Origin of the sequence: Spirillospora sp. CA-128828 (assembly GCF_050945415.1) — a bacterium.
Classification (GTDB): Bacteria; Actinomycetota; Actinomycetes; order Streptosporangiales; family Streptosporangiaceae; genus Spirillospora.
Genome location: NZ_CP191986.1, coordinates 1,949,439 through 1,972,332 on the forward strand (window position 1 = coordinate 1,949,439; position 22,894 = coordinate 1,972,332).

Below are 22,894 nucleotides of genomic sequence, written 5' to 3' on the forward strand. Positions count from 1 at the left end.
CGTCCTTACGGACGGCGCCTCCACGCTGTGGGCGCCCGGTGAAGCCGGTCGTCCGGAGCGGCAGTGAACGGGCTGGGATGTCGTTGAGGCGCAGCGTGTTGTACGGCGTGATCGCGTCTTTCGTCGTCCTGGCCGTTTTCGGGATGAGCGGCTCGCCGTACGACCGCGTCGGTCCAGGGCCGGCGATCGAGGTCGGCCGGCCCGAGGGCGGGTCCTGGTCGGTCCTGACGGCCCGCGTGCAGCGCAGCAACTGGCTCCAGTACGCGAAGGCGGAGCTCACCGGAGAACGCACGATACGGGCCGACGGAGGCGGGTCCGGCGGCGACAAGGGCCCGCCCCGGTCCGAGGACGTGATGAGCACCTCGCAGACCCACGCCGTGCTGGTCGCCGCCCAGCTCGCCGCCGGGCGGGCACCCCTGGCCGCCGCCGGTCTGCAGGTGACCGCGGTCACCGGGCCGGCCCGCTCCACCGGTCTTCACCCCGGCGACGTCCTGCTGGCGGCGGGCGAAGCCGGCGACCTGACCCCGCTGCGTGCGCCGTCCGACCTGGAGGCCGTGACGGTACGGCGGACGACCGTGCGTGTGCTCGTCGTGCCGTACGGCTCCGGCGGTACGTGGGGGACCGCCGAGATCCGGCGGATGCCCGCGGGCCGGCTCGCCGGGGCGCAGGCCGGCCCTGCCGTCTCGGCCACCGCCTACCCGCTCGGCTCGGTGGAGGGCCCCTCGGCGGGGCTCATCCTGACGCTGGCCCGGGTCGACGCGCTCACCCCGGGCGACCTGACCGGTGGGCGCCGCGTCGCCGGCACCGGCGGGATCAGCCTCGACGGGGACGTGACCGCGGTCGGCGACATACCCGAGAAGGTGGACGCGGCGGCGAAGGCGCGCATGGACGTGCTCTTCGTGCCGATCTGGCAGCGGTCTGTCGCGGCCGCGGCGGCCAAGGGCACCCGCGTACGGGTCGTGCCGGTCCGCACGGTGTCGGAGGCCGTCGGCTGGCTCTGCGCCGCCGGAGGCCGCGCTCCGCTCTGCTGACGCCCGATCCGCTCAGGGGTGGCGGAGATGGGGCAGCAGCGCGGCGAGCGCGCGGCGGTGCACGACCGGGTCGCCCTCCCCGAGCCAGGCCTCGATCCGCTCGCGGACCTGTGCCAGGTCCCCGGCGTGCAGGTCGCCGTTCTCGGGCACCGGGAACTTCACCGAAGGCGACCGCACGGGGTCTGCCGGAAGCACGGCGACGAACCCCCGGACCCGCACTCCGCGCGGTACCACCTTGCGGATCTCCTTCACGGCGGCGGCGATGCCGGTGTCGCCGTCGGAGAACGGGCGTCCGACGGTCGTGATCACACCCTTGCCCGTCCAGGCGTAGGTCCCGGCGGGCCAGCGGCGGGCCATGACGAGGGCGAGCCGGTTGCCGCGCATCACGACGTGGTCGACATAGGGGAGGGCGTGTCCCGGCGGCTGCGGAGCGGTGATCGCGTGCACGATCCGCACGCCGTTCAGCTGCGCGATCCTCTCCAGCCCCGCGGCGCTCTCCTGTGCCAGTTGCTGGCGCGCCGGCTCGCCGTCGAGTCCTGCTCCGGGCACGTTGAAGATCTGGTAGCCGAGTGAGTCGGGGGCGATCAGCCGGTCCAGTTCCCGGCCCTGCCGGACGATGTGCGGCGCGGCCGCCAGCCCCGCGCCCCCCGTGGCGAGCCCCGCCAGCGCGGCGCAGAGCGTCCAGAAGGCGCCGCCGTCGGCGTCGGCCGCGGCGAGCCCGGCGGCGGCCACGAACGGCAGCACGCACACGGCCCAGAGCCACGACTGGGACCGCAGCGTGGGCTCCAGCGCGACGACCGGCAGCGCGATCAGCGGCAGGAGCAGGAGCAGCATGAACCCGACCGGGAAGCCGGCGGGCCACAGCGCGTACACCGCGGCCAGGGCGGCCACCGTCCAGACGACGATGGCCACCACCCAGAACCAGTGAGCACCGAACCGGGGGCGGACGCGCGGGACCGATTCGGGTTCAGGCGGCCGGGGCTTCGTGAAGGAGACGCCGGGCTGGGATGAGCCGGTGCCATAGGGGCGCCGCGGACCGGCCTTCGTGTTCTGCTGCTTCGTCTCCTGCTGCTTCCTGTACCCCTGCTCCGTGCCCTCCTGCCTCGTCTGCTGCTGCCTCGTGTGCTGCTGTTGCCTGTACTGCTGTTTCCCGTTCTCCGGATCCGGCCGCGGCTTCGGTTCGGGTTCGGGCCGGGGCCGAGGCCTGGGCGGCGGCTCGGGCGGAACCGTACGGGAGCGGGCGTCGTACGCGGCGCGGGACGCCGGGTCCTTCAGCGTGTCGTACGCCGTCTTGACCAGACGGAACAGCCCGGAGGTGCCGCTGGCATCGGGATGCACCGCGCGCATCGCCCGGCGGTATGCCCGGGTGATCTCCTCCGCGGGCGCGGTCCGCTCCACGCCGAGGAGCTCGTAGTAGTCCGGTTGGTCGTTTCCCATGGCATCCCACTCGTCGTCCGGCCTCCATCTCGACAGTCCGTGGTTCGTGCCCCGTGGCTGCCGACTTCGGCCACCGGGCGCGCGTGCGTGGTCGTGAGCCGCCGCGCCCGGACGGTTCTCAGTGGGTCCCGGCAAGGCAAGCGGGTCCTGACAAAACAAAGAAGGAGGTTTTTCGATGACCGAACCTAATCGGACATCAGCGTGCCCCTGCGTGATCGACAAGGGGGATCAGACGGGTGGACCCGCGGTCGACATCCTCATCTCGCAGGTCAACAGCCGCGGCTGGGCGGTGGTTCACAGTGATGAACCGGCCTGGTCCTACACCCTCGGCCGGTGGCACAACCGTCGCCAGCCGGAGTTCCTGATCTGTGGTCGGCCCCTCGGCTACAGCCAGCCCGTCGGCGACCGTCATCACGTCCTCCAGAAGGCTGTGGTGGCAGCGGGCTTCGACCTCGACCTGCTCAGGCTGGATGAGGTCGACTGCGGACTGCCGATTCCCCTGAAAGTGAAGCCCGTCAGGGTCCACGAGAGCTGGCACGGCACCGCGCTGATGCGCGCCGCCCGTGTCTTCTACAACGGTGAGCTGCCGGAGTTCCGCCAGCTCCTCTGGGTCGGTGCCGACGAGAACTTCCCCGGCGGCGACCTCGACGAAGCGCTCATCGGGCACCAGCCGAACCTGCGCGTCCCGAGGCAGCGACACCCGAAGTACGTCTGGACGGCCCTGGCCTAGCCCAGGTTCGACCGGACGCCGGCAGCAGAAGGGCACCTCACGTCGTGGACGTGGGGTGCCTTTTCTCGTCGGATCCACCGGCGGCGCGGCCGGAACAAAGAGATGCCCCGGTGGGAACGGCGTCAGCCGTCCCCACCGGGGCACCGGTGTGCTTACTCCCTCCGGCTGGAGGGAGCGTGCGGATCCCCGGCGGAACGGCCGAAGCCGCTCCGCCGGAGATGTTGATTCCCTTCGGTGGCCGTTACACGGCTACCACAGGTAGCTTCCAGGGAGCAGGTCGACCGGGTCGACCCATTCCCCGTCGTGGAAGCCCGAGATACCGATCGGGTCGTTGACCGTCACGATACGTCCGGGGTCCCTGCGGTACATGACCTCCCCCCTTTCGCGGGGGACGAAATGCGCGAAGGGGTAGACGGCGCACGACGTGCCGCGGAACGTGACCTTCGCGTGCTCGGTGAGGACCTTGGTCCACTCCTGCACGTAGTGCTCGATGGTCTGTTCCACGTAGTCGTTGACCGACATGACCGCCCCGACAAGCATCTGCCGGAGCACCGCTACCACGTAGGAGGCTCCGCACAGGTCTTGCACTGATTGGAGCTCCGGGCTGAGGAACTTGTTCCGGTACTTCACCTTCGTCCGGAGGTCCGGATCCAGGATCAGGTTCCAGAGCATGTCCCCCGAGTTCCGCATCGTGTCCACCAGGACCTGAAGTTCTGGAGCGTTTCGCCCCGGCTTCATGTCCTCCAGGATCTGATCGAGGTGCACGAGTTCGTCCCGATCGATGAGTTCCGCCTTGGCGGACTGGTCGCCGAGGACCTCCCGAAGGAGCTCCACGTTGCGATCCCGTCCGAGACGGCACCGACGGGTGGCTTCGTCGCGCCACCGATCGTAGGCGTACGCGGAGGTCTTCGACTGGCGCAATGCGTCGTGCATGTACAGCCAGTACGCCCTCCACGGCACATCGTTCACGACCGGGAACCGGGCGCTCTCCGGCGAGTGGAGCATCGCGTTGGCGGCGAACCGGGTCGCCACGTACGCGAGGTTCTGCTCGTAGAAGGAAAGCCCCCGGACGAATCCGGCCGAGGTGATGTACTCCTGAACGTTCCCGTCCGCGCCGTGTGAGCCGAGCTGGAACGCAGTCCGCCGGCCCTCGGGGTTGGTCGAGATCGTGGCCCTGTTGGAGCCGTTGCAGCCACCCAGGACGATGGACACGGTCTCAGGCCTGTCGGCCAGGACCTTGCCCGGTTCGCCGTGGATGAGCACGTGCTCGAAGGCGTTGCCGAGCTGGAACTCGGAGTAGAACGCCTGCACGTACACGGAACCGTCGTCCCTGAACCGGAGTTCGGAGACGGCGCTCTCGCCTGCCACGGTGTCCGGATCCGCCGAGAGCCTCAGACCCGTCGCCAGGTCTTTGGCCTTTCGGCGTGCCTTGGTCATGGCCTTACCCGTACCGAAGTCCAGGTGCCCGAGGGCACCCTTCCTCGACTCGGGCAGCCACAGCCAGTTCGGCGCGATCTCGGTCCACTCGCGCCCCAGGTGGACGGGGGTGATGCGGGACGAGTCGGGACCCTTCGGGTCCGACTCGGTTGTCCAGCGGATGGGACCGCTGGGTTCCGGGCGTGCCATAAGCACTCTCCTGTGGGTTGTGCTGACGCCCCGACCTAGCCGGGACGACGTGGCTCGGAAGCCACTCGCGTGATTGAGCCACGCAATATGGACTGTGTTGAACGAAGGCGAATTGGCAAGTGAAAAATCGTTATGACGATTGTGTTGCCGGTGTCACAAAAGAACGGCGGGGAGGTCGCCCTCCCCGCCGTGCCCGATCACCGGCGGCCGCGCGCAGCCGCGATCAGGTGCTGAGCTCGGTCCTCGGCTTGCCCTGGACTTCGAGCGGGTGCGCGAAAGGGGCCCCAGCCTGGTTGCGCTTTCCGATCAGCTTGACACGGTCCCCAACGTCTGGCTCGTGGAGTCAGACGGTTGTCCCGGCCGCATGGCCGGGACGCGTCCGAGGTTCCCAGGGAACCAAGGGTGCGTCCTGGCCGGTCGGTCAGGACGCATGGCGGTTCCTTGGAACCACCACCTGCGCCCCGGTTCGGCCGGGGTGCGACGCAAAGGGATCCCTCTATGTCACAGGGGAAAACTGCCCGCGGCCTACGTCTGGTCGGCGGCGGGCTGATCGTGCTCGAACTGCTGATCCAGCAGTCGGGCTTCGCGCTGAGCAGCCGTGTCGACTCGTTGGCGGCGGCGCTGTGGATGAGCGTCTTCGGCAGCTTCCTGCTGCTGGGGTACGCCCGCATGTACGGGAGCTTCGGAGTCAGGGACTTCGGCTCTTTGATGTGGGAATCGGTCATCCGCGTCGGTGTCTCGAACAGCGTGATCGGGGTGACCTACGTCATCGCGGTCGCCAAGCTCGGACTCGGCGTGACCGCCGCGATCACGGCCCTCGGGCCGCTGTTCGTGGGCTTCTGGGGCAAGCCGGACAACCCCGGCATCCTCCGAAGCCTGGGCGAGTCACGTCCCGTCAAGATGTGGGCCTGGGAGCAGATCGCACTGCGTGCGGCGGCCTTCGGCGGCGTCGTCCTGGTCAACCAGCCGTGGAAGTGGCTGGACGACTTCGACGCCGACACGGCCATCGGCCTGGTCGCCGCGGTCGCAGCGGCCGTGTGCTTCTGGAACTACATCGTGTGCGTCTTCGGCAAGATGGACCCGGAGAAGACCAAGGGCGGGCTGGCCGTGGCCAACCTGGTGTCGGTCCCCCTGACCGTCTTCACCGTCTGGGTCGCCGGGAGGTACATGGGCGGCGGCATGGAGGTGGCGCTCTCCTTGAAGGTCATCGGCATCTCGGTGGTGGCGGGCGTGCTCGCGCTCACCCTCCCCGCCGTCATCCAGGACCTCGCCACCGGCAAGGTGAGCGACCGGATCACGGGTGTCCTGTACCTGCTGGACTCCCCGCTCGCGGCGCTCATCGGTGTGCTGGGTGTGACCCTGGGCGTGCTCTCCGACAACCAGTTCCCCGACACGTGGGTCTGGGTCGGGATCGCGGTCGTGGTCTCAGCCGCACTGCGCGTCACGCTGAAGGGCGACAAGCCCGACAACGCGCCGCTCAGTGCCTGATCTGGTCCGCGGTGTCATGATGAGCCGCTGACCACCCTTTGAAGCGGGGCCGGAGCACCACTCCGTCCCCGCTTCTGCTTTTGTACGATCCCGATCACGGCGCCGATCCCCGCCAGGCCTGGGCTCTACAGCCGGCTGAGCACAAGCGGGCACATCACCGCGATCAAACGAACCGTGCTGTCCTGGAAGAAGGAGAGGGGCGGGCGGGCAGGTCGTGGCGACCCACCCTCCCGCCAAGTGCAGATCCCACCCAGAACACCTAGGCCGAGCGGGACTTCGTGTTACTCGTCGCCGAACACGATCCTTACGCGGTAGATGGTCCCCATGATCGGCCTCCGGATGAGGACGAGCTCTGCGTCGTCCACCGAAATGCCCCCTTGTATCAGTAGGACGCCCTGCATGCCAAGGGACAGTCGGTTCTGGAAGACGACCGCATAGGCGGGGTCCCGCGTCGCCTTAGCCTGCGCGGTAGCGATCAGACCGAGGAGTAGGTCGGCTGCGACGGAAACGTTGCTGGAACGCAGGCCCATCTTGCTGAGTGCGTAGATGGCCTCGTGCCGTTCGAGAAGCGGCTGTTCCATGCGAAATCACCTTTTCGTTTGGTTTGTTTAGCCTTGTGACAGCTACTGTCCGGTCTTAACGAGGCATGGCAACGCATGGCACTCGCGCCCGGGGGAGCATCAGTGGTTCGAGATCAGGCCCTGTACCCCGACGTGGAGGAACGCTAGGCGGCGGCCGGTAAACCGGAGGCATCCCGGTGCGGGGTGACCCTGGAGGGGCAACGCATCTGGCTGGACTCGCCGAGCAGCCCTGTCGGGCGGCCGTGAGGGAGTTCGGCGGCGTCGTTGCGGCACTTCCGTCTGGAGTGACGTCGGCGTGGGAGCCGCTGTCCGGCGCGTTGTAGTGGTGGCGGGTTTTTCGGAACAAACCTCTCAGCGGGTGATCGCGGGCAGTCGCGGGCCGCCGTGCGATGGTAAAGGCCACGAGGCCCGCCCCGTGCGCTAGAAGCAAGAACCGGGGTAGGGAGGATCGCTCCTCCTCACCCCGGATCGTGGGTGCGCCTTTCAGCGCATTCGTCAGTTCTTCGCCGCGGGGACCGCCCGGAGGGTGATCAGCGCCGCGAAGAACGTCGTGGTTCCCGCGATGGCGCAGGGGATGAGGACCTGCCAGGTGATGGCCGAGGCCAGAGCGCCGAGGGCCAGTGCCAGCAGGCTGTACGGGGCGGTGAGCAGGCTTCCGAGCACCACACCCAGCGCGGGGTGGTGACGTCCGCCGCGGACCGCCTTGCGTCGCATGGACAGGATCGTCTTCCAGGCCATGAAGTAGCAGTCGAGGGCCACGCCCATGAGCGGCAGGGCGATCAGCATGTCGGTCGGCCAGTTCTCCGCCGACTCCGCCCTGGTCGAGTGCACGAGCAGGTTGAACGCCGTCAGCCAGAACAGGTTGGCGACCGTGGGGAAGATCGCGACCTTGAGGATCTCCTCCCGGAACATCGACCAGTTCGCGACGATCTCGTCCCAGCCGACCTTCCGGTTTCCCGCGATCCCGCGGACGCGCGGAACGCGCAGGGCCCCCAGGAAGAGCAGGGCCGTGACGTTCGTCGCCGCTGTGATCATGCCCATGGCGTTGTTCGGGCTTCCCGTGGCGAGCACCATCGAGATGCCGAACACGGACAAGATGACGACGAGCCATGCGAGGAGCGTGCACAGGGCTCGCATCGCGAGAGCCCTGATGGATTCGGGTGTTGACACGTTGGTCTCCCTTTTTCGATTGCGGCTTGGATCTGCCGGTCCCGAGGAATCGGCAGGCAATGACGACCGTGCGAAGCGGATGCCGAAGGGCAACCGGGTCACCGTCGGAGGCGAGGGGGAAACGATCAGGGGCCCACAAAAAAGTGTCCCGGTGGGGGCGGCTCGAAGCCGCTCCCACCGGGACACCTATGTGGGGCTCACCCTATGCGGTCACGCCGCATAGGGGTAGTAGAGCTCCCGGAACACGTCGCCGCTCGGCACCAGCTTGCCCTGGGAGGGGTCGCCCGAGTCGAGGACGATCATGTTCCTGGGGTTCCCTCGGAACCGGGCGAAGGGGCCGTACGGCCCCGGCGTCCCGCCCAAGATCTTCCCCTGCTTGCCGATCGCGATCATCGGCGGCACCTCGTCCGGGTGACGCCGGGCGAAGCGCTCGGCGAGGCCGATCATGCGCCTTGCCGCACCTGCCTCGTCGACCACGATGGCGAGGCCCTCGCGGCCGTAGGTCATCAGGTTGACGACGTCGGCCATGTTGACGAGGCCGTTGAGGCCCTCCAGGTCCGAGGGATCCTCGGACCCGAGCCGCCACTCGGCTTCGAGTTCGCGCCGGATCGCCGCCCTGGTGCGCGGATGCAGGACGGACCCCCAGAGGCCGCCCGTTTTCCGCAGACTGACGAGGAGGTCGGCCACGACCGGCCTCTCACCCCGGAGGACCGCCGCTTCGAGGTGCTTGCCGACGACATGAAGCGCGTCGTCGGAGACCACCTGTACACGGTGCCAGTCGTTGCCCAGCATCTCTGCCAGGAGGCCGGTGAACCCGGTCTCGAAGAGGAACCGGTCTCGCCTCGTCCTTTCGAACCACGTGGTGCAAACGTCCGGAAGGACGCGGTCCTCGTGCAGCGCGGGGAGCAGCGGAAGCCAGTGCTCCACTGTGGGAACGCGGAATCGCAGCCGGACCGCGGGCCCGTCCGTGGGCAGGGCGCGAACCAGCTGGGCGACCGCCCCGGCGAGGAGCGAGAACGACTCCCGTGTCCCGAGGGTATGGCCTTTGGATCCGAAGCCGATGGACTCGATGCGCTCGTCCATCCTCTTCAGAACGTGCCCCGAAGTCAGCCGGCCCAGCGGGACCGTGGACTCCGGTGTCCGCGCGACCGCACGGCGCCTGCCGCGCAGGCTGCCGGCGCCCACGAGGAGCGTGATGAAGGGGGCGGTCCTGAACGCGTGCTTCAGGTCGCCTCCGACCCACCAGTGGTCGACGTCGGCGCCGTTGGAGGACCCGGCGAAGACGAGGCCGTCCGGACCGCCCGCCGTGCTGTCGACGACGACCTCGTTCCTGGGGACCATGCCGTGCAGGCTCAGCCCCTCGACGAGGGACTCGAACCGACGGCGCGCGTCCAGCGAACTGCCCCGCAGCGGCCGGCGCGGTCCGCCGACCTCGCGATGCAGGCCGGCGTGGGTCTCGCCTGCCGCCATCGTGACCTGGCTGAGTACCTGCGGAATGTCAGGCACCTCCTGGCCCCAGGGCTGCGCGAAGTAGCGCCTGAGTGGGAATGACACGTGTCACCCCTCCTTCTGGATTGTCCTTCGCCCGCACGCTCCGTGCGGACGGCCCGGTTCGACGACCAGGCAGGAATGACCGTGCCGGATTCTCCGCGGTCGGCAAACGCGGAAGAGGAACTTGTGGCCTTTCGGTCGCCTATACGGACCCGAAGAGCTGCGTCCAGTAGGTACCCGCCTTGCCGCCCCCCTGGAAGCCGATCCCGATGTGGGTGAAGTCGGGCTTGAGAATGTTGGCGCGATGGCCAGGGCTGTCCATCCAGCCCTGCACGACCTCGGCGGGCGAGCGCTGGCCGCAGGCGATGTTCTCGCCGATGCCCAGGTGCGTCGAGCCGGCCGCGGCGGCGCGGTCCCAGGGCTGCGTTCCCTCGGGCGAGGTGTGGGAGTAGAAGCGGCGGGCGGCCATGTCCTCGCTGTACGCCTGGGCCGCCGCGGTCAGGCACCGATCGTCGGCCAGCGGCCGGAGCCCATGGGCGGCCCGCTGGGCGTTGGTGAGGGAGACGACCTCGGCGGCGAACCGCGTCCGGCCAGCCGGGGAGAACGGTGTCGCCCACAGCACCGTCCAGTAGAGGTCGCGGTCGCGGCCCCTCCCGGACGCGTGGCCGATACCGACGTCACAGAGATCCCCGTTGCGCAGGGCCTCCACCTGTTGCCCGCCGTCCAGGTAGTACTGGATGAACTCTTCCAGCGTGCGCGGACCGGACACGAGCTGCTCGTCGATGGTCAGGTAGATGTAACCGTGCATGCTGACCTGGTCGAAGACCGACATGCCGTCCGGCCCGTCGGCGTCGAGCCGGCGTTGCGCGGCCATGGCCGCGGCGTGCGCCTGCGCGGCCGCGGTGAGCCGGCCGTCGAGCGTGATGGGCGGCAGCCCGCTCCTGGCCCGCAAGGTGCTGGCGTGGTGCCCGAAGCCGTTCAGGTGGGCGACGGCGGCCGGCGGCCGGACGGGACGGCTGACGGCAGGCGGCGGTGGCGGCGCCGCGGCCGGAGGGGGAGGCGGTGGTGGGGGAGGCGCCTGGTTGCCGTCGTCGGAGACGTCGACACCGAAGTCGCGGGCCAGCCCCGCCAGGCCGTCGGCGTACCCCTGGCCGAGGGCGCGTAGCTTCCACGTGGCGCCGCGCCGGTAGATCTCCACAAGCAGAAGAACGGTCTCGGTCCCCGGACGCGGCGGGGTGAACCGGGCCACCACCGCACCGTTGCTCCCGACGGCCCGCAGCGCCGGGGCGGGCAGGCCGCTCAGCGGAGTCCCGGGGTCGGCCGCGCTGATGACCACCGTGACCCGGCTGGCCCCGGCCCGCAGCCGCGGCGGATCGACCACGACCGCTCCGGGCCGCAGGCTGGCTCCTGGAGCCGACGGTTGGTTGAAGAACACGAAGTCCTCGTCGCCGCTCACTTTGCGGTCATCGCCCGTGATCAACGCGGACAGATCGAAGGGCCCCTGCACCTCGATCGAGATCGTGCCGTCGGGCAGCGGAAGGTTCCCGCCGGAAACCAGGTCGCGCATCGCAATCCCCCGTCCAAAGGGGTCGTCCTCACGGAAGGACGAGCTTCCAGACGACCGCGCCGAGCGAACACAAGGGTTCGTCAAGGACCGTACGAAGATGTGTTGAAGCGGCAAATGAGCGACCCCCGGACGTTGCGTCCGGGGGTCCTCGGACCCGGCTGGAAGCCGGGGGTTGTGTCAGGCGGCGAGGCCGAAGCGACGCCGCAGGTACCGCATCCACCAGGGAGCCGTGTGGAACTCCAACTCCTGGACGAACAGCAGAGCACCGGCCGGACCGTCGACGACGATGTCGGCCTGGTCTTCGAGGGGCTTGTACCCCTTCACGGCCACCTTGAGGACGGGAATGCCCAGGTCGCGCAGGTAGTCGAGCACATGGAAGACGCCCTCGTCAGGGGCGCTGTCTCCGATGTACACGAAGTAGGGCCAGTCCCCGGAGGGAACGACCCTGTTACCGGATGCCCCGAGGGACGCCCAGATCTGCTCGTAGACCTCCCGCTCGGCGGGGGTGAACCCCCGCACGAACTCCTCGATCGCCTCGGCCGGCAGGTACTGCCGGGCGAAGGCGGCGGCCGAGACCTTCTTGCTCAGCCCCATGGGGCTGAGCTCGACCACCAGGTTGCCCGGGTGGCACGCGAGACCGTACTTGACGGCCAGCGCCTGGACTTGGTCGAGCAGCTGCTCGACCTCGTCCTCGGAGGCGTCCGCCGTCCAGTGGACGGCGACCGCGTGGGTCTTCTGCTCGACACTGTATTTCTTGTTCTTCTCCAGCACCGAGATCGCTTCGGCAAGCCCGGCCGGGACCGGAAGCAGGTCGTCCTGGTTGCCGTCCTGCCACCTTTGGGCGCCGAACTGGCACCAGGCCACGACCCCCGGAAGGAGCATCCCGAACATCTTGAGCTGCTCGACGGCCCGTCCAGTCAGGTAGGCCATCAGGAACAGCCGGCGTTTGCCGAGAAGGGAGAAGAGCCTGCGAACCTGGCACAGGATGTGGGGCCACTTCGGCCACCTCACCGGCCACCAGAAGCTCCCGTCGAGATCCACCAGCAGGATGGTCCGACGGATGTTCCGCAGGATCGCCTTCAGCGCGACCTCCCCCGCCGTCGTCTTGACGGTGAAGCAGGCGACGCCGTCGGCTCCCGAGTTCAGGCGGGTGAGACCCAGGATGTTCTGGATCACCCGCAGCACCGCCATCAAGGCGGTGTGTTGGAAGCCCCGGTCTCCCGAGACTTCGCGCACCCCTTTACGCATAAGGGCACACCTCTTTCGTTTTGTTTGTGGCGCCCTCGTCTTGCACGCCACTCGGATGATTTGTTCGTGGCGACCGCATGCCGCCACTGGGAGAGACCGTCCCTGACCAGGAGCCGGACGCAACACAGGTGTAATCCGCAGGCGGGTCGCGCGTGTGCCGGAGTCTCGGCGGGCGATCGTGTCCATGCCAGCGCCGCCCGGCGCACCGACGCCAACTGGGCGGAACTCATCCCGGATGGATGATCATTGGCATCGCCGCGTGGCTGTCAGACGCCATCGGCGTGAACGGCAAACGCGGCCAGGGGGCCGGGCGGCAGCGCCCTGAGCGGGCTTCATGGACTGTAGGCGGGCCGGCGCGCATGGCCGACCGGGAAAGCTTCGGGGACGCTTCGGGAGGCGGTCAGCGCCAGGCGTCGTCGGACCGCTCGGCAGCCGCGAAGCTGCCGTCGGCGACGCGGCGGGAGACCTCATCCCATTCGCGGATCACTCGGCGCTTGCCGGCCGGGATACTCGGCCAGTCCTGCCGGGTAACCGGCTTGCCGGAGTAGACCGGATCCCAGGCGATCGCATGGAAGGGGCCGACCTCGGGCGCGACGGTCTTCATGACGTTGATCGCGCGGCGGTGGTACCACTTGGACACGGCCGTGACCGTCAGTCCGGCCGCGAGCGCCTCGCGCAGGAACGGCAGCGCGTGCTCGACGTTCTGCCAGGTGTCAGCCGACCGGTCCTCGACCCGGATGGCGTCGGCGGGAACGCCTCGCTCGATGAGCCGCTCCCGGAAGACCTGGCCCTCGACGATGCCGTTGTGCCGGTTGACGCCCCCGGTCGCGATGATCAGCGGTGCGACGCCCTGATGATACCGCTCGGCGGCGATGTCCACAGGCGGGACCTGGTTGGTCCCGAAGAGGAAGTACGCGCTGGGCTCGCCGTCCGGCGGCGGCGCCTGGATGTCCACGAAGCGGGTGATGGCAGGGAACTGCTCGGGGCTGACGTCGGTCATCCAGGATCCTCGTCGATGGCGGCCGGCGGCAGGCCGCCCCCCGCCGGGAGGGCGGACACCTCCAGGTAGCGGGCGTGGTAGTCCGCGGTCTGGCGGGCGCCTGCGAAGTTCTCGGCCAGGACCCTATCGAGCCGCTTGGCCAGCACCATGGTCGGCCAGGCCGGGCGACTGCCGGCCAGCGCGTCATGCCCGGCGGCGACGGCCTCGTCGAGCTGCCGGACCTCAGCGTGGGCGAGGCCCAGGATCAGCAGCGAGCGCGCATATCCGGACGGGTGCTCGCCGCGTTGGCGCGCCTCAGGCCGGTAGACGGTCGAAATGACGCGCCCGGTGGCGGCCACGGCCTCCCGCGAATGCCCTGCCAGCAGCAGTGAGGTCGCCGTGTACGGGGGATCCTCGGCCAGGGCGATCGAGAATGCGCCAGCCTCCGGAATGCCGTCAGGGAGCGCCGAGATTGCCGCTGCGGCATGGCGTCGCGCGCGGGCCATCCGGTCGTCGGCGCCGGCCATCGCCGCGGCGCGCATCTCCTGCGAGGCGAGCTTGGCGTGGACCACGGTGCCCATCGGGGCGATCTGCTGGCCGCGTGCCGCCAGCGACGCCGAATGCTGCGAGTGTCCCTGATAGAACGCGATCATCGCGCGTGTCAGCACCGACCAGGCGGCCAGGTCCGGGTACCGGGCCTCCTCGCTGCGGCGCTCGGCGTCCGAGCACCACAGCCGCGCGGCGGCGTGCTCGCCCATGTCGCAGGCCGCGACGGCGAGCAGGTGCGACAGCCACCCCGCCGCCAGCGCCAGATCGGCGGTCCGCGGGGAGGAGTCCGAGCGGCCGTGCAACTCCTTGGCGTACGACCGGACGGTGAGCAGCTCGTCGGACACCTCTGCCGGAGGCAGGGCGCAGATCGTCATCGCGTAGTGGTCGATCAGTTCGCCGAGGTTGTTCACGACGCCGCTGAGATGATCGCCGCCCAGGATCTCCATCGCCTGGACGACGCGATGCCCCTGGCCCATGATGGGTAGCGCGGTGAATGCGATCCCCTGCTTTAAGAAAACCCGGCGCAGCAGTTCGCTCACCCGCCCCCAGTCGTCGTCCGGATCAGAGTGCTGAGTGGCCGACCGCGCCGAATCCGGCAATGGAGGAAACAGGTCATCGGGGGCAACGCCGAACAGGGCAGCAATGGCGACCGCCCAGTGCCGAGGACAGTGCAGGCCGGCCTCCCAGCGCGAGATCTGCCTGGCCAGAGCCTTGACTTGCTTGGTCTCGGGATGCGTGATCCCCACGCCCGCGAACAGCCGGCGCGCCATGTCCCATTTCCCCCAGCCGCGTTGATCGCGCTCGAATTCGAGGCGAATCGCCCAGGCTGGACGGTCGGACTCGTTCATGTCGCGGACCCTTCCGGGAGAGGGCCGAGGTGCCAAGGGTGACAAGGGCTTTGTCGCCCTCTTCGTGACGCCCATTGTCACCTATCTCCGTGGCGTAGGACATGGATTCACTGGCTTCAGGCGGAGCCTCGCGCCGAGCAAATGGGAGCCGGGACCCGCCGTCCACACAAGACGGCCCCGGCCAGCGGGCGCACGCCGGTGTTCCGGGGCCTTACCGGAAATGGAGTCCGGCTATGGGCAACGTACCCAAGGCGGAGGACTCGGCGAGCCTGGACCTCGCCGATCTGCGCGCCGAGTTCCAGGGTTGGGAGATTGAGGCGGGTCCGGGTGACCCGGCCTATCGGGCATCCCGCAAGGGCGGGCACGGCGGCCCCATGACCGTCGGCGCTTCGTCCTACGGCGGACTTCGCGAGGCACTGGACGAGGTGGATCGTCTCGACTGCCGTCACGCCATCTTCGCGCTGCGCGACGCCCTCCGGGCCCGGGGCCTGACCGCCAAGATCTTCGGCCTGACGGTCTCCACCCAGACCCGCGCCGGGATCCTGCGCGTCGTGGCCGCCCGGCGTGGCGTGTACTCGTGGACGACGGGCGTCGAGCTCGCGCCGATCGACGACCCGGAGCTGGCCGTCGATCGGATGATGTCCGGGCTGGGAATGTGGAGCGAGATCGATGGCTGAGAAGCCGGTTCCCGCCTACAGCCACCTCGCCAGACTCCAAACGGTGCTGGACGCCAAGCAGTTCGAGACCCGGCTCGGCGGCTCCAGTCTCATCGTGATCGCCGCCGCCGGCGAAGACCAGAGCGGCCCGCGACCGGCGGACACGGTGATCTGCCGGGGGCGTGACAGCGACCGTGGGCGCATGTGGTTCTGGACGTCGTGGAACGAGCCGATCACCACGGCCGAGGACCTCACCGGCGCCGCCGTCATCATCGCCGGCTATCTGACGCCCCAGCCGTAAGCCGGGGGTGCCCCTGCCCCCGGCGGTGTTGCTCCGGTCCAGACCAGCGCGGGGCCGAAGGGCCCCGCGTGCGACCGGGCCCGGCTCTGGTAGGTCATGCCCGGGCCGCCCGCCCCGCCGCGCCACCCCCCGCGCGCCGCGCGCCGCGCGGCGCGAACGTCCTCCCATCTCCCTACGAGGCAGGCCCGCGCCGCGGCACCCGCATGCAGGTGATCGAGTGCGACGACGGGTTCGTGTCCGTCGAGGACGCGTACCGGTACTTCACCCAGCCGGACGGGTGGCTCGCCTGCGAGCGCCAGGCCGTCGCCGCAGCCGCGGGGCTGGGGGTGCTGTACATCGGGTGCGCCGCCGGGCGTCACATGCTCGCGATGACCCGGTGGCGGCCACGGCCTCCCGTGACTGCCCTGCCAGCAGCAGCGAGGTCGCCGTGTACGGCGGATCCTCGGCCAGGTCGATCGAGAATGCGCCAGCCTCCGGAATGCCGTCAGGGAGCGCCGAGATTGCTGCTGCGGCATGGCGTCGCGCGCGGGTCATCCGGTGTCGGCGCCGGCCATCGCCGCGGCGCGCATTTCCTGCGAGGCGAGCTTGGCGTGGACCACTGTTTGCAGCACGCGAGTTGCCATCGCCCGGTGTTTCAGGACGGTCCACTGTGCCGATTCGACAGTCGGCTCGTCTCGCCCCATCGGAGGGCAGGCGAAACAAGACCACTCCGGCCGGCGCGGCCGGGTGGTACCCAACAAAAAGACAAGGAGGTCGGTGACGTATGTCATCTACCACTACCAGCCGGTCGCCGGTTGGTCCGATGTGGATCGGCGTCGCCCTGATGCTGTTCCTCTTCGGGTTCCAGCAGATCGGTATCGGTTCCACCACCGGGATGTGGGCGCTGCAGGCCAGCGCCTGGATCGTCGGCATCGGCACGCCGGTCCTCTGGTTCGTCACGTACCGGAGGTACGGGCGGCCCTCCGAGTGGACTCCGGCCGACAGGGTCGCGATCCGACGGGTGACGGGCGGCAACCTGGCCGTGAACATCGGATGGCCGTTCGCCGGCCTGATGATCGGACTCGGTCCGGCCAGCTCCGTCATGGCTCTGGGACCTGTGTCCGTGGGGCTCCTGGAGGACATCAGGAAGCGCCGCTGGACGCCGGTCCTCCTGCGCCTCGGCGTGCTGGGCTGGATCGTCGTCGCGACCGAAGGGTGGGAGCTCTTCAACGACGCCTCCTGGACGACCGTGCTCGGTCTCTTCGCGGCTGCCGGCGGTGCGTGGCACTTCTGGAACATCCCCAAGGCCCAGGACATCTGGGCCAAGGGCGAGACGGAAGCGAAGGCCCAGGAGAAGCTGGACCAGGGCATGCTCGCGTCCAACAAGCGCGCCGCGCCGATCATCATCGGCGTGGCCGTGATCGCGAGCCTGTTCTTCGGCCACAGCTGGGTGCCCGGCGGGTTCACCGCCGGTTCCCTGCTGGAGGTCTTCCTGCGGGGCGCCACCGCGGGCCTGTGCGTGTTCGTCGCGGGGATCCTCTTGACCAACAGGGCCAAGAAGTACCTCCACGGGAGCACTCTGGGCCTGATGTTCGCGTTCAGCCCCGTCGTCGCCGGGATCATCGGTGACGTCGGTGGTCGGCTCGGGTGGATCCAGGGGAACCAGGAGCTGTCGCTCGTCAACTGGATCGGCATCTTCGGCGTCTCGGTCTTCGCCTTCTGGACGGCTCGCGTCCAGAGGAAGATCAACGACGCTGGGGAGGCCGCCACTGTCCCCGAGCAGGCTCCGGCTGTCCCCGAAGCCGGGCTCGCTGAGGCGATCGACCAGCGCGGGGTCCGTGAGGACACCGGGATCTGGGAGACGCGGTCGCCTGAGCCCATCACCACGGAACACCCCTGGGCGAAGTACATGGGGGAGTTCCCTGAGGAGCCGGCTTCCGCGAACCGCGGCGGCAAGGTCCACCTGGCCTCCATCGGCAGCGTGGACATCACGGCGGAGGGCGTCCAGGTCCACAACGTGGGCGGCCTCACCTACCGGTACGACGACATGTCGGCCGAGATCGAGACCGTCGGCGAGCTGACGGTCCGCGACGGGCGCCTCACGGGCTTCCGCGGGAGCAACATCTCCGTCGTCCGTGGCGGTGTCCCGGTGTCGATCTCGGACGCCGGGGAGATCAACGTCGGCCTCACCGACGGCACGTTCAAGGTGAGGCAGGCGAGTAGCGTGGACATCGGCGGCGGTCCCGCCGCCGTGTAGGACTCAAGGAACCGGTCCACTCCGGCACTGCGTGTAGTCGTGTGCGAGGAGGAGGCCGGCCAGCCTTTCTCCTTCGCATTCGACGAAACGTGGTGTCGGCCTCGGCAGATGTCGCGGCTAGTCGGATGCGGGGAAGGAACGGCCAACCTTCCTTCGCATTTCGGCGAAACCACGGCGTCGGCCTCGGCTGATGCAGCGGTGTGCAGGGTGCGAAGAGGGAATGGCCGCCCACTTCGCATTCGGCAAACCGTAGCGTCAGCTCAGGCGGGCACCGGTCGTCGGTTGTGAGGAGGGATGGCCGTCCCACTTCGCACTGACGAACCGTACGTGTCCGAGCCGAGCGAGGTCCGGAACCACACACGGAGGACGACGGCAGCAACATCGCCGTCGGTCTCCGTGTGAAGCGGAGGGGGGTGGCCCTCCCCTCCGCTTCAGCACCACAGCGGACGGGTTGGCCCCCGTTCCGCTCGAACAGTCGGCGTCTGGGGGGCACCCCCGCCGACCAGCAAGTCGCTACGGCCGGTCCTGCCCAGGACCGGCCGTACTTCTTTGCGCGACAGGACTCGGTTCCGACCAGACCGGGATCGGCGGCACCAAGAAGAAACCGGCTCGCTCCTGGGGAGGAACGAGCCGGTCTTGTTGCGGTTGCGTCACTGGCCGCGCCCCGAGGGGCACGAGCCGGTGCATTGCTGTTCTGTTGTGGTCGGAACCGGTTCGGGCTGTAAGGACCGGACCGGCCCGACGGATTCAGTTGGACCGGTCCGGTCCTGATGGCGCGGACCGGTGTGACGGGCCTAGACGGCCACGTACTCGGACCTGGCCTGGGCCGCGATGAGGTCCGCGCGCTCCAGGTGGAAGGTGATCACCTCCTGGAGCGGGTAGGCCTGGTCGGCGTTCGCGATACCGCGACCGTAGACCGTGCGCTCCTCCGTGAACATACCCACGTCGTTGCGACCGGCCACGAGCTCGCCCATGACCTCGTCGGCACGTTCCACTTCGTGGAGACGGAGGAACGTACGCCCCACCCATCCCGTCACGTTGGTGAACCGTGCCTCCTTGTCCGGCGAGATCCCGTCGTCGAACTGGTCGGCGTGGTACCTCACGTGGCCATCGCCGACCCGCAGTCCCCTGAGGGGGTCCCGCTCGTCGTCGGGCGCGTCGATGGCGTACACCGTGGCGCGCGCCAGCTCCTTGTCCGCAGGGTCGTCGAAGTTGAAGACGTCCTGGGCCATGAGCATGGCCAGGAGGATCGACGAATCCAGGACGAGCAGGTTCGGTGCGGCCATGATGACGCCGTCCCGGACGCACTCGTTGAGGAGCCACGGCTTGACCTTGGCTCCCAGCTTCGCGTAGCGGTTGGCCTCTTCGTCCTTCCCCGCCATTTTGAAGATCCTGGCGGCGAAGTAAAGGGCCTGCGCGACGAGAACCTGGGCCGAGGCGTAGACGACGAGGTCCTCGCCGGCCTGCCTACGGACCTCCCAGACTCCGGAGCACGGCTGGAACAGGGCTTCCGCGGCCTGATCGGCCAGGGCCTGCGTGAGGCCCAGGTCGAACGTTCCCCGCTTGGCCAGGCGCCAGAGGTGCTCCAGCGGGTACACCCACCGGTCGTGCTGCTCCTGGTCTCCCGCCCCGTTGCCGTGGCGGAAGATGGAACCGCGGTGGCCCAGCCCGGTGACGATGTGCTCACCGCGCAGTGCCACGTCCTCCCCGTACGGGCCGTACATGATCTTCGCCTTGTGGCGCAGATCGGGGAGGTTGTTGTACCACCGCACGATGGCCGGGAGGACCTCGCGGTCTCCCAGGCTGTCAAGGGTGGAGACGGTGAGTCCGCCATCCCTCAACCAGTGGTACAAGTAGTCCCACGTGCGCTTCGGCACGCTGACCTCCCGCGGGTCGTCCTCCGGAAGGCTGCGCGAAGCAGCCGCGTAGAACGACCCGGCCCGGTGGCCGAGACCCCGAAGCAAGATCGCACACGCCCTGACGAGGGACGCGTACTCGTTGTCGGGGATCTCCAGTTCCTGGACCCACTCGAACCACCCCTCTTCCGACTCCTTGAGGAGCCTCTCGACGTCCTCGACGGTCGCCGGTGAGGGGTCGTCCATCCACCCGAGCCAGACGTAGGCGATCTCCCCGTCCTTCAGGGCCAAGTGGCCCGTGACGGAGGTCAGGTCGTCGCCGGACTCGGGGGTCAGTGCCATGTTGGTGACGAGGAACAACTTCATGCTCCCCACCTTCGCCATGGCCTCCAGACGGCCCTCCCGGGATCGCAGGACGGTCCATCGGACCGGCTGCTCTCCCTTGTGGCCGTAGCGCAGGAGGAGATCCAGGCGGGCGTTGACGGTCCCCCGCTCACACTGGAGCAGGCGAGCCATCTGGCCGTGGACGGAGGAACGCGGAGACCCCACCATCCACGCCCGTTCCCGGGCGAGTCCGGTGCGAGTCGACCACGTCGACACCAGGGTGTGCGACGTGTCCTGCATCCGTCGGCTGACAGGGAATTCCTTGTCGTCCAGGCCGAGCCTGAACGCGGTCCTCCACTCGGCGTCGTACAGCTCGTGGGTCACCGGGACGCCGTTGGCGTCCGGGAGGCACCACGAGGTGACGTTTCCCCTACGGTCGAGGAGAGCGAGCTCCCCCAAACCGTTGGAGATGACGGCAACGTCGTCGGGTGCCGGTGACCGCCACCGACCACGCTGCTCGTTGGGACTCTGACACATGGTGCCAGTCCCCCTTTCTTTGGGTTGAAACGTTCCATCCGTGTCCCCTAGGGCTCACGGACTGGTTCGACGACTGATTTCGCCGAACGTCGTTAACAGTCCCGAAACATCTGGGAAACGCAACCGCAGTGCGTCGGCGGAGGTGCAAGGCAAGGTGTGGATGCGCGGGCGTTGATCACCCTGGGCCTGATTTGGCGACCGTCTGACCTGGCCAGGGGGCGTACAGCCGCAGAAGAAGGACCAGAGGCGATACAGAATTGTCACCTGTCTGAGGCCTAATCTGAATGGCCCTCGCATTAGCCGGTGAAGAGTTCGCTGGAGGATGCCACCCGGCCGGCGAATGCTCTCGTAGCCGCGTGTGGCGAAGGCATGTCCATTACCTAAGGTCGTAGGTAATGTCAATAAGTACGGCGGGCCGGTTTTCGAGAAGTTCTGTCGGAAACCCGGCCCGCCGTTTCCGTGTGCCCTTCTCTGCGGTCCCGGCGCCGCCGCCTCCGAGCGAGAGCGCCCACACCACGCGGCCCAGCGCCCGGCCGAGCGTGATCAACAGTTCGTAAGGGCCTGTTCACCGGGCGGCAACCTGCATGTTCCCGCAGCTGAGCGGCCATGCCCGACGATCGTTAGCGAACGATCCCGGCTCCACGGAGTCGTGCCCATTCAGCGGTGCGACGCAAGGGGAGCCGGGTCGCGAACCGGTTCCCCTTGTGCGCACCTCGCATGAGGAGTTCCGACAATGACAAACAAGACTGCTGTTACACGTAAGCGACACCCCGGCTTCGGGGTGCTACTGGGCGGCCTCGACAGGCTCAGCTCGGCCGGGGGGAAGGCGGTTCTGGACCAGCAGCTCATCCAGCCCAACGGGCCGCTGCAGGTCCAGCACGCCACGTTCCTGGAGTCCACCATCGGTGGACTGCTCCTGCTCCTTCGCATCTACCTGCCGATTCCGGCGCGGTGGCGGAGGGGGCGGGGGGCCGGTGCGCCGGAGGGCGCCGCCGAAAGGCCGGCGGGGTCGCGCAGGCTGGCCCTGCTGACCTTCGTGACCATCGCGGGGGACAAAGCACTGCTCGTCCTCGCGCTCACCTCGATCCCCTTCGGCATCGCTGGAGGGATCTACTACGCGATCCCGCTCATCGTCCCCGTCGTCTGGGGCATCCGGAGCGGACACAGGGGGCGCGCCGCCGTCCTCACCCTGTTCGCGGCGGCCCTCGCGGTCGGCGTCGTCCTTCTCGTCCAGCAGGACGGGACGGCACAGGGAGACCACTTCCTCCTGGGCGTGCTCTGCGCCGTGGGGGCCGGGGCGGCCAAGACGCTCTTCCTGCCGGTCACGGACCGCCTCATCCAAGGGGCGGGACGGGTCTACACCGAAAAGGCCATCGCGTGGTCGCTGGTGATCGTCGGCGTTCTCGCCGGCGCCGTCGCCTGGGCCACCGGAGGCTTCGCTCCGCTCATGAACTGGCCCATCATCATCTGGGCCGTCGTGGTGGGGCTGCTGAACAACACCCTGCCGCGCATCATCCAGATGCCGGCGCGCGAGCTCGCCGGGGACGCCGTGTACGCGGTGTTCCTCGCCGCGAGCCCGGTGATCGCCACGCTCGTCGGGGTGGCCTTCCTGGGTGACCGCCTGGACGTCGTCCAGTGGGCGGGGCTCGTCGTCATGACGGTGTCCGCCACCGCGGTCGCCAACATGAGCCTCAACCTGAAGGGCAAGGGCCACGCTCCGCTCATCGAGCTGTCGTCGGCCACGCCCGAGGCCGTCCTGGAGCACGCTCTGAAGGAGCGCGGCGAGGTTCTGGAGCAGCTTGAGCGGCTGACCCAGGAGTTCGCGGACTGCGAGCAGGCCGTCGCCCGGGCCGAACTCAACGTCGCCGAGGCCAGGCTCGCGAAGGCCAGCGCCGACGCGGGGAAGGCCAAGGACGCCGCTGACAAGGCACGGGCGGGAGCCAAGAGGGCCCGCACCGAGGCGGAGAACGCCACTGCCAAGGAGGAGGCCGCCAATGCCGCAGTCGGGTCAGCCAGGGAAGGGGTTCGTCTCGCTCAGGAGAAGCAGAAGGCGCCCACCACGACGTCCTAGCGACGGTCGCGGCAGGCACATCGCCCCCGCAGCGGGACGTACACCGCCCTAAGGGGGGAGACACCGCCCAAGAGGCGGAGCAGGGGTGCGGAGACCATCGTCTCCGCACACCGTGAACACCGAGTCCGGGGCTGGGACGGCCATCCCGCCCTGGAACGGTGCAATTCC

Annotated in this window: 18 protein-coding genes; 7 read left to right on the top strand and 11 right to left on the bottom strand. The window is 68.9% G+C overall.

Annotated features, from left to right (window positions below; genetic code table 11):
• Window positions 1-107 precede the first annotated feature (107 nt).
• Window positions 108-1,031: a S16 family serine protease gene (locus ACQPXG_RS09815; RefSeq protein WP_433467316.1), complete on the top strand. Its 924-nt coding sequence runs from the start codon at window positions 108-110 to the stop codon at window positions 1,029-1,031.
• 12 nt (window positions 1,032-1,043) lie between these two features.
• Here ACQPXG_RS09815 and ACQPXG_RS09820 read toward each other — a convergent pair whose 3' ends face one another.
• Window positions 1,044-2,468, bottom strand: a complete 1,425-nt coding sequence (locus tag ACQPXG_RS09820) for a J domain-containing protein (RefSeq protein ID WP_433467317.1) — start codon at window positions 2,466-2,468, stop codon at window positions 1,044-1,046.
• Window positions 2,469-2,643: 175 nt separating this feature from the next.
• On the opposite strand from ACQPXG_RS09820, the gene ACQPXG_RS09825 reads away from it, so the two are divergent.
• Window positions 2,644-3,198, top strand: coding sequence for a DUF4262 domain-containing protein (locus tag ACQPXG_RS09825; RefSeq protein ID WP_433467318.1), 555 nt, complete (start codon window positions 2,644-2,646; stop codon window positions 3,196-3,198).
• Between the two features lie 249 nt (window positions 3,199-3,447).
• Here ACQPXG_RS09825 and ACQPXG_RS09830 read toward each other — a convergent pair whose 3' ends face one another.
• Window positions 3,448-4,824 (bottom strand): hypothetical protein, encoded by a 1,377-nt coding sequence (locus ACQPXG_RS09830; RefSeq protein ID WP_433467319.1) that lies wholly within the window; start codon window positions 4,822-4,824, stop codon window positions 3,448-3,450.
• A gap of 498 nt (window positions 4,825-5,322) precedes the next feature.
• On the opposite strand from ACQPXG_RS09830, the gene ACQPXG_RS09835 reads away from it, so the two are divergent.
• Window positions 5,323-6,312, top strand: coding sequence for a hypothetical protein (locus ACQPXG_RS09835; RefSeq protein WP_433467320.1), 990 nt, complete (start codon window positions 5,323-5,325; stop codon window positions 6,310-6,312).
• A gap of 281 nt (window positions 6,313-6,593) precedes the next feature.
• Here the strand turns inward: ACQPXG_RS09835 and ACQPXG_RS09840 are convergent, their stop codons facing one another.
• From ACQPXG_RS09840 to ACQPXG_RS09870, 7 genes are all read right to left on the bottom strand, one after another.
• Window positions 6,594-6,893, bottom strand: coding sequence for a hypothetical protein (locus ACQPXG_RS09840; protein WP_433467321.1), 300 nt, complete (start codon window positions 6,891-6,893; stop codon window positions 6,594-6,596).
• 495 nt (window positions 6,894-7,388) lie between these two features.
• Complete coding sequence (locus tag ACQPXG_RS09845) at window positions 7,389-8,063, bottom strand: hypothetical protein (protein WP_433467322.1); 675 nt, start codon at window positions 8,061-8,063, stop codon at window positions 7,389-7,391.
• Between the two features lie 210 nt (window positions 8,064-8,273).
• Window positions 8,274-9,617: a hypothetical protein gene (locus ACQPXG_RS09850; RefSeq protein WP_433467323.1), complete on the bottom strand. Its 1,344-nt coding sequence runs from the start codon at window positions 9,615-9,617 to the stop codon at window positions 8,274-8,276.
• A 139-nt stretch (window positions 9,618-9,756) separates the two neighbouring features.
• A complete protein-coding gene (locus ACQPXG_RS09855) occupies window positions 9,757-11,121 on the bottom strand; it encodes a CAP domain-containing protein (RefSeq protein ID WP_433467324.1) in 1,365 nt (454 codons plus the stop codon).
• A 177-nt stretch (window positions 11,122-11,298) separates the two neighbouring features.
• On the bottom strand, window positions 11,299-12,312 hold the full coding sequence (locus tag ACQPXG_RS09860) for a hypothetical protein (protein WP_433467325.1): 1,014 nt from the start codon (window positions 12,310-12,312) through the stop codon (window positions 11,299-11,301).
• A gap of 457 nt (window positions 12,313-12,769) precedes the next feature.
• A complete protein-coding gene (locus ACQPXG_RS09865) occupies window positions 12,770-13,369 on the bottom strand; it encodes a YdcF family protein (protein WP_433467326.1) in 600 nt (199 codons plus the stop codon).
• Window positions 13,366-14,745, bottom strand: a complete 1,380-nt coding sequence (locus ACQPXG_RS09870) for a hypothetical protein (RefSeq protein WP_433467327.1) — start codon at window positions 14,743-14,745, stop codon at window positions 13,366-13,368. Before ACQPXG_RS09870 ends, ACQPXG_RS09865 begins: the two co-directional genes overlap by 4 nt.
• Before the next feature lie 233 nt (window positions 14,746-14,978).
• Between ACQPXG_RS09870 and ACQPXG_RS09875 the strand changes: the two genes are divergently transcribed.
• The gene (locus tag ACQPXG_RS09875) at window positions 14,979-15,422 is read left to right on the top strand and encodes a hypothetical protein (protein ID WP_433467328.1); all 444 of its coding nucleotides are present in this window, start codon (window positions 14,979-14,981) and stop codon (window positions 15,420-15,422) included.
• Window positions 15,415-15,702, top strand: a complete 288-nt coding sequence (locus ACQPXG_RS09880) for a hypothetical protein (RefSeq protein WP_433467329.1) — start codon at window positions 15,415-15,417, stop codon at window positions 15,700-15,702. Before ACQPXG_RS09875 ends, ACQPXG_RS09880 begins: the two co-directional genes overlap by 8 nt.
• 530 nt (window positions 15,703-16,232) lie before the next feature.
• On the opposite strand, the gene ACQPXG_RS09885 is transcribed toward ACQPXG_RS09880, so the two are convergent.
• The gene (locus tag ACQPXG_RS09885) at window positions 16,233-16,472 is read right to left on the bottom strand and encodes a hypothetical protein (RefSeq protein WP_433467330.1); all 240 of its coding nucleotides are present in this window, start codon (window positions 16,470-16,472) and stop codon (window positions 16,233-16,235) included.
• Between ACQPXG_RS09885 and ACQPXG_RS09890 the strand changes: the two genes are divergently transcribed.
• A complete protein-coding gene (locus tag ACQPXG_RS09890) occupies window positions 16,466-17,938 on the top strand; it encodes a hypothetical protein (RefSeq protein WP_433467331.1) in 1,473 nt (490 codons plus the stop codon). The genes ACQPXG_RS09885 and ACQPXG_RS09890 overlap by 7 nt on opposite strands.
• A 794-nt stretch (window positions 17,939-18,732) precedes the next feature.
• Here ACQPXG_RS09890 and ACQPXG_RS09895 read toward each other — a convergent pair.
• Window positions 18,733-20,577, bottom strand: coding sequence for a glycoside hydrolase family 15 protein (locus ACQPXG_RS09895; protein ID WP_433467332.1), 1,845 nt, complete (start codon window positions 20,575-20,577; stop codon window positions 18,733-18,735).
• Between the two features lie 811 nt (window positions 20,578-21,388).
• Between ACQPXG_RS09895 and ACQPXG_RS09900 the strand changes: the two genes are divergently transcribed.
• Complete coding sequence (locus ACQPXG_RS09900) at window positions 21,389-22,726, top strand: EamA family transporter (RefSeq protein ID WP_433467333.1); 1,338 nt, start codon at window positions 21,389-21,391, stop codon at window positions 22,724-22,726.
• Window positions 22,727-22,894: the final 168 nt, after the last annotated feature.

Bases quoted from the DNA above. Each gene is read 5' to 3' on its own strand.
- ACQPXG_RS09820 (WP_433467317.1), bottom strand. From the start codon at position 2,468: ATGGGAAACGACCAACCGGACTACTACGAGCTCCTCGGCGTGGAGCGG.
- ACQPXG_RS09825 (WP_433467318.1), top strand. From the start codon at position 2,644: ATGACCGAACCTAATCGGACATCAGCGTGCCCCTGCGTGATCGACAAG.
- ACQPXG_RS09830 (WP_433467319.1), bottom strand. From the start codon at position 4,824: ATGGCACGCCCGGAACCCAGCGGTCCCATCCGCTGGACAACCGAGTCG.
- ACQPXG_RS09835 (WP_433467320.1), top strand. From the start codon at position 5,323: ATGTCACAGGGGAAAACTGCCCGCGGCCTACGTCTGGTCGGCGGCGGG.
- ACQPXG_RS09840 (WP_433467321.1), bottom strand. From the start codon at position 6,893: ATGGAACAGCCGCTTCTCGAACGGCACGAGGCCATCTACGCACTCAGC.
- ACQPXG_RS09855 (WP_433467324.1), bottom strand. From the start codon at position 11,121: ATGCGCGACCTGGTTTCCGGCGGGAACCTTCCGCTGCCCGACGGCACG.
- ACQPXG_RS09860 (WP_433467325.1), bottom strand. From the start codon at position 12,312: ATGGCGGTGCTGCGGGTGATCCAGAACATCCTGGGTCTCACCCGCCTG.
- ACQPXG_RS09865 (WP_433467326.1), bottom strand. From the start codon at position 13,369: ATGACCGACGTCAGCCCCGAGCAGTTCCCTGCCATCACCCGCTTCGTG.
- ACQPXG_RS09870 (WP_433467327.1), bottom strand. From the start codon at position 14,745: ATGAACGAGTCCGACCGTCCAGCCTGGGCGATTCGCCTCGAATTCGAG.
- ACQPXG_RS09875 (WP_433467328.1), top strand. From the start codon at position 14,979: ATGGGCAACGTACCCAAGGCGGAGGACTCGGCGAGCCTGGACCTCGCC.
- ACQPXG_RS09880 (WP_433467329.1), top strand. From the start codon at position 15,415: ATGGCTGAGAAGCCGGTTCCCGCCTACAGCCACCTCGCCAGACTCCAA.
- ACQPXG_RS09890 (WP_433467331.1), top strand. From the start codon at position 16,466: ATGTCATCTACCACTACCAGCCGGTCGCCGGTTGGTCCGATGTGGATC.
- ACQPXG_RS09885 (WP_433467330.1), bottom strand. From the start codon at position 16,472: ATGACATACGTCACCGACCTCCTTGTCTTTTTGTTGGGTACCACCCGG.
- ACQPXG_RS09900 (WP_433467333.1), top strand. From the start codon at position 21,389: ATGACAAACAAGACTGCTGTTACACGTAAGCGACACCCCGGCTTCGGG.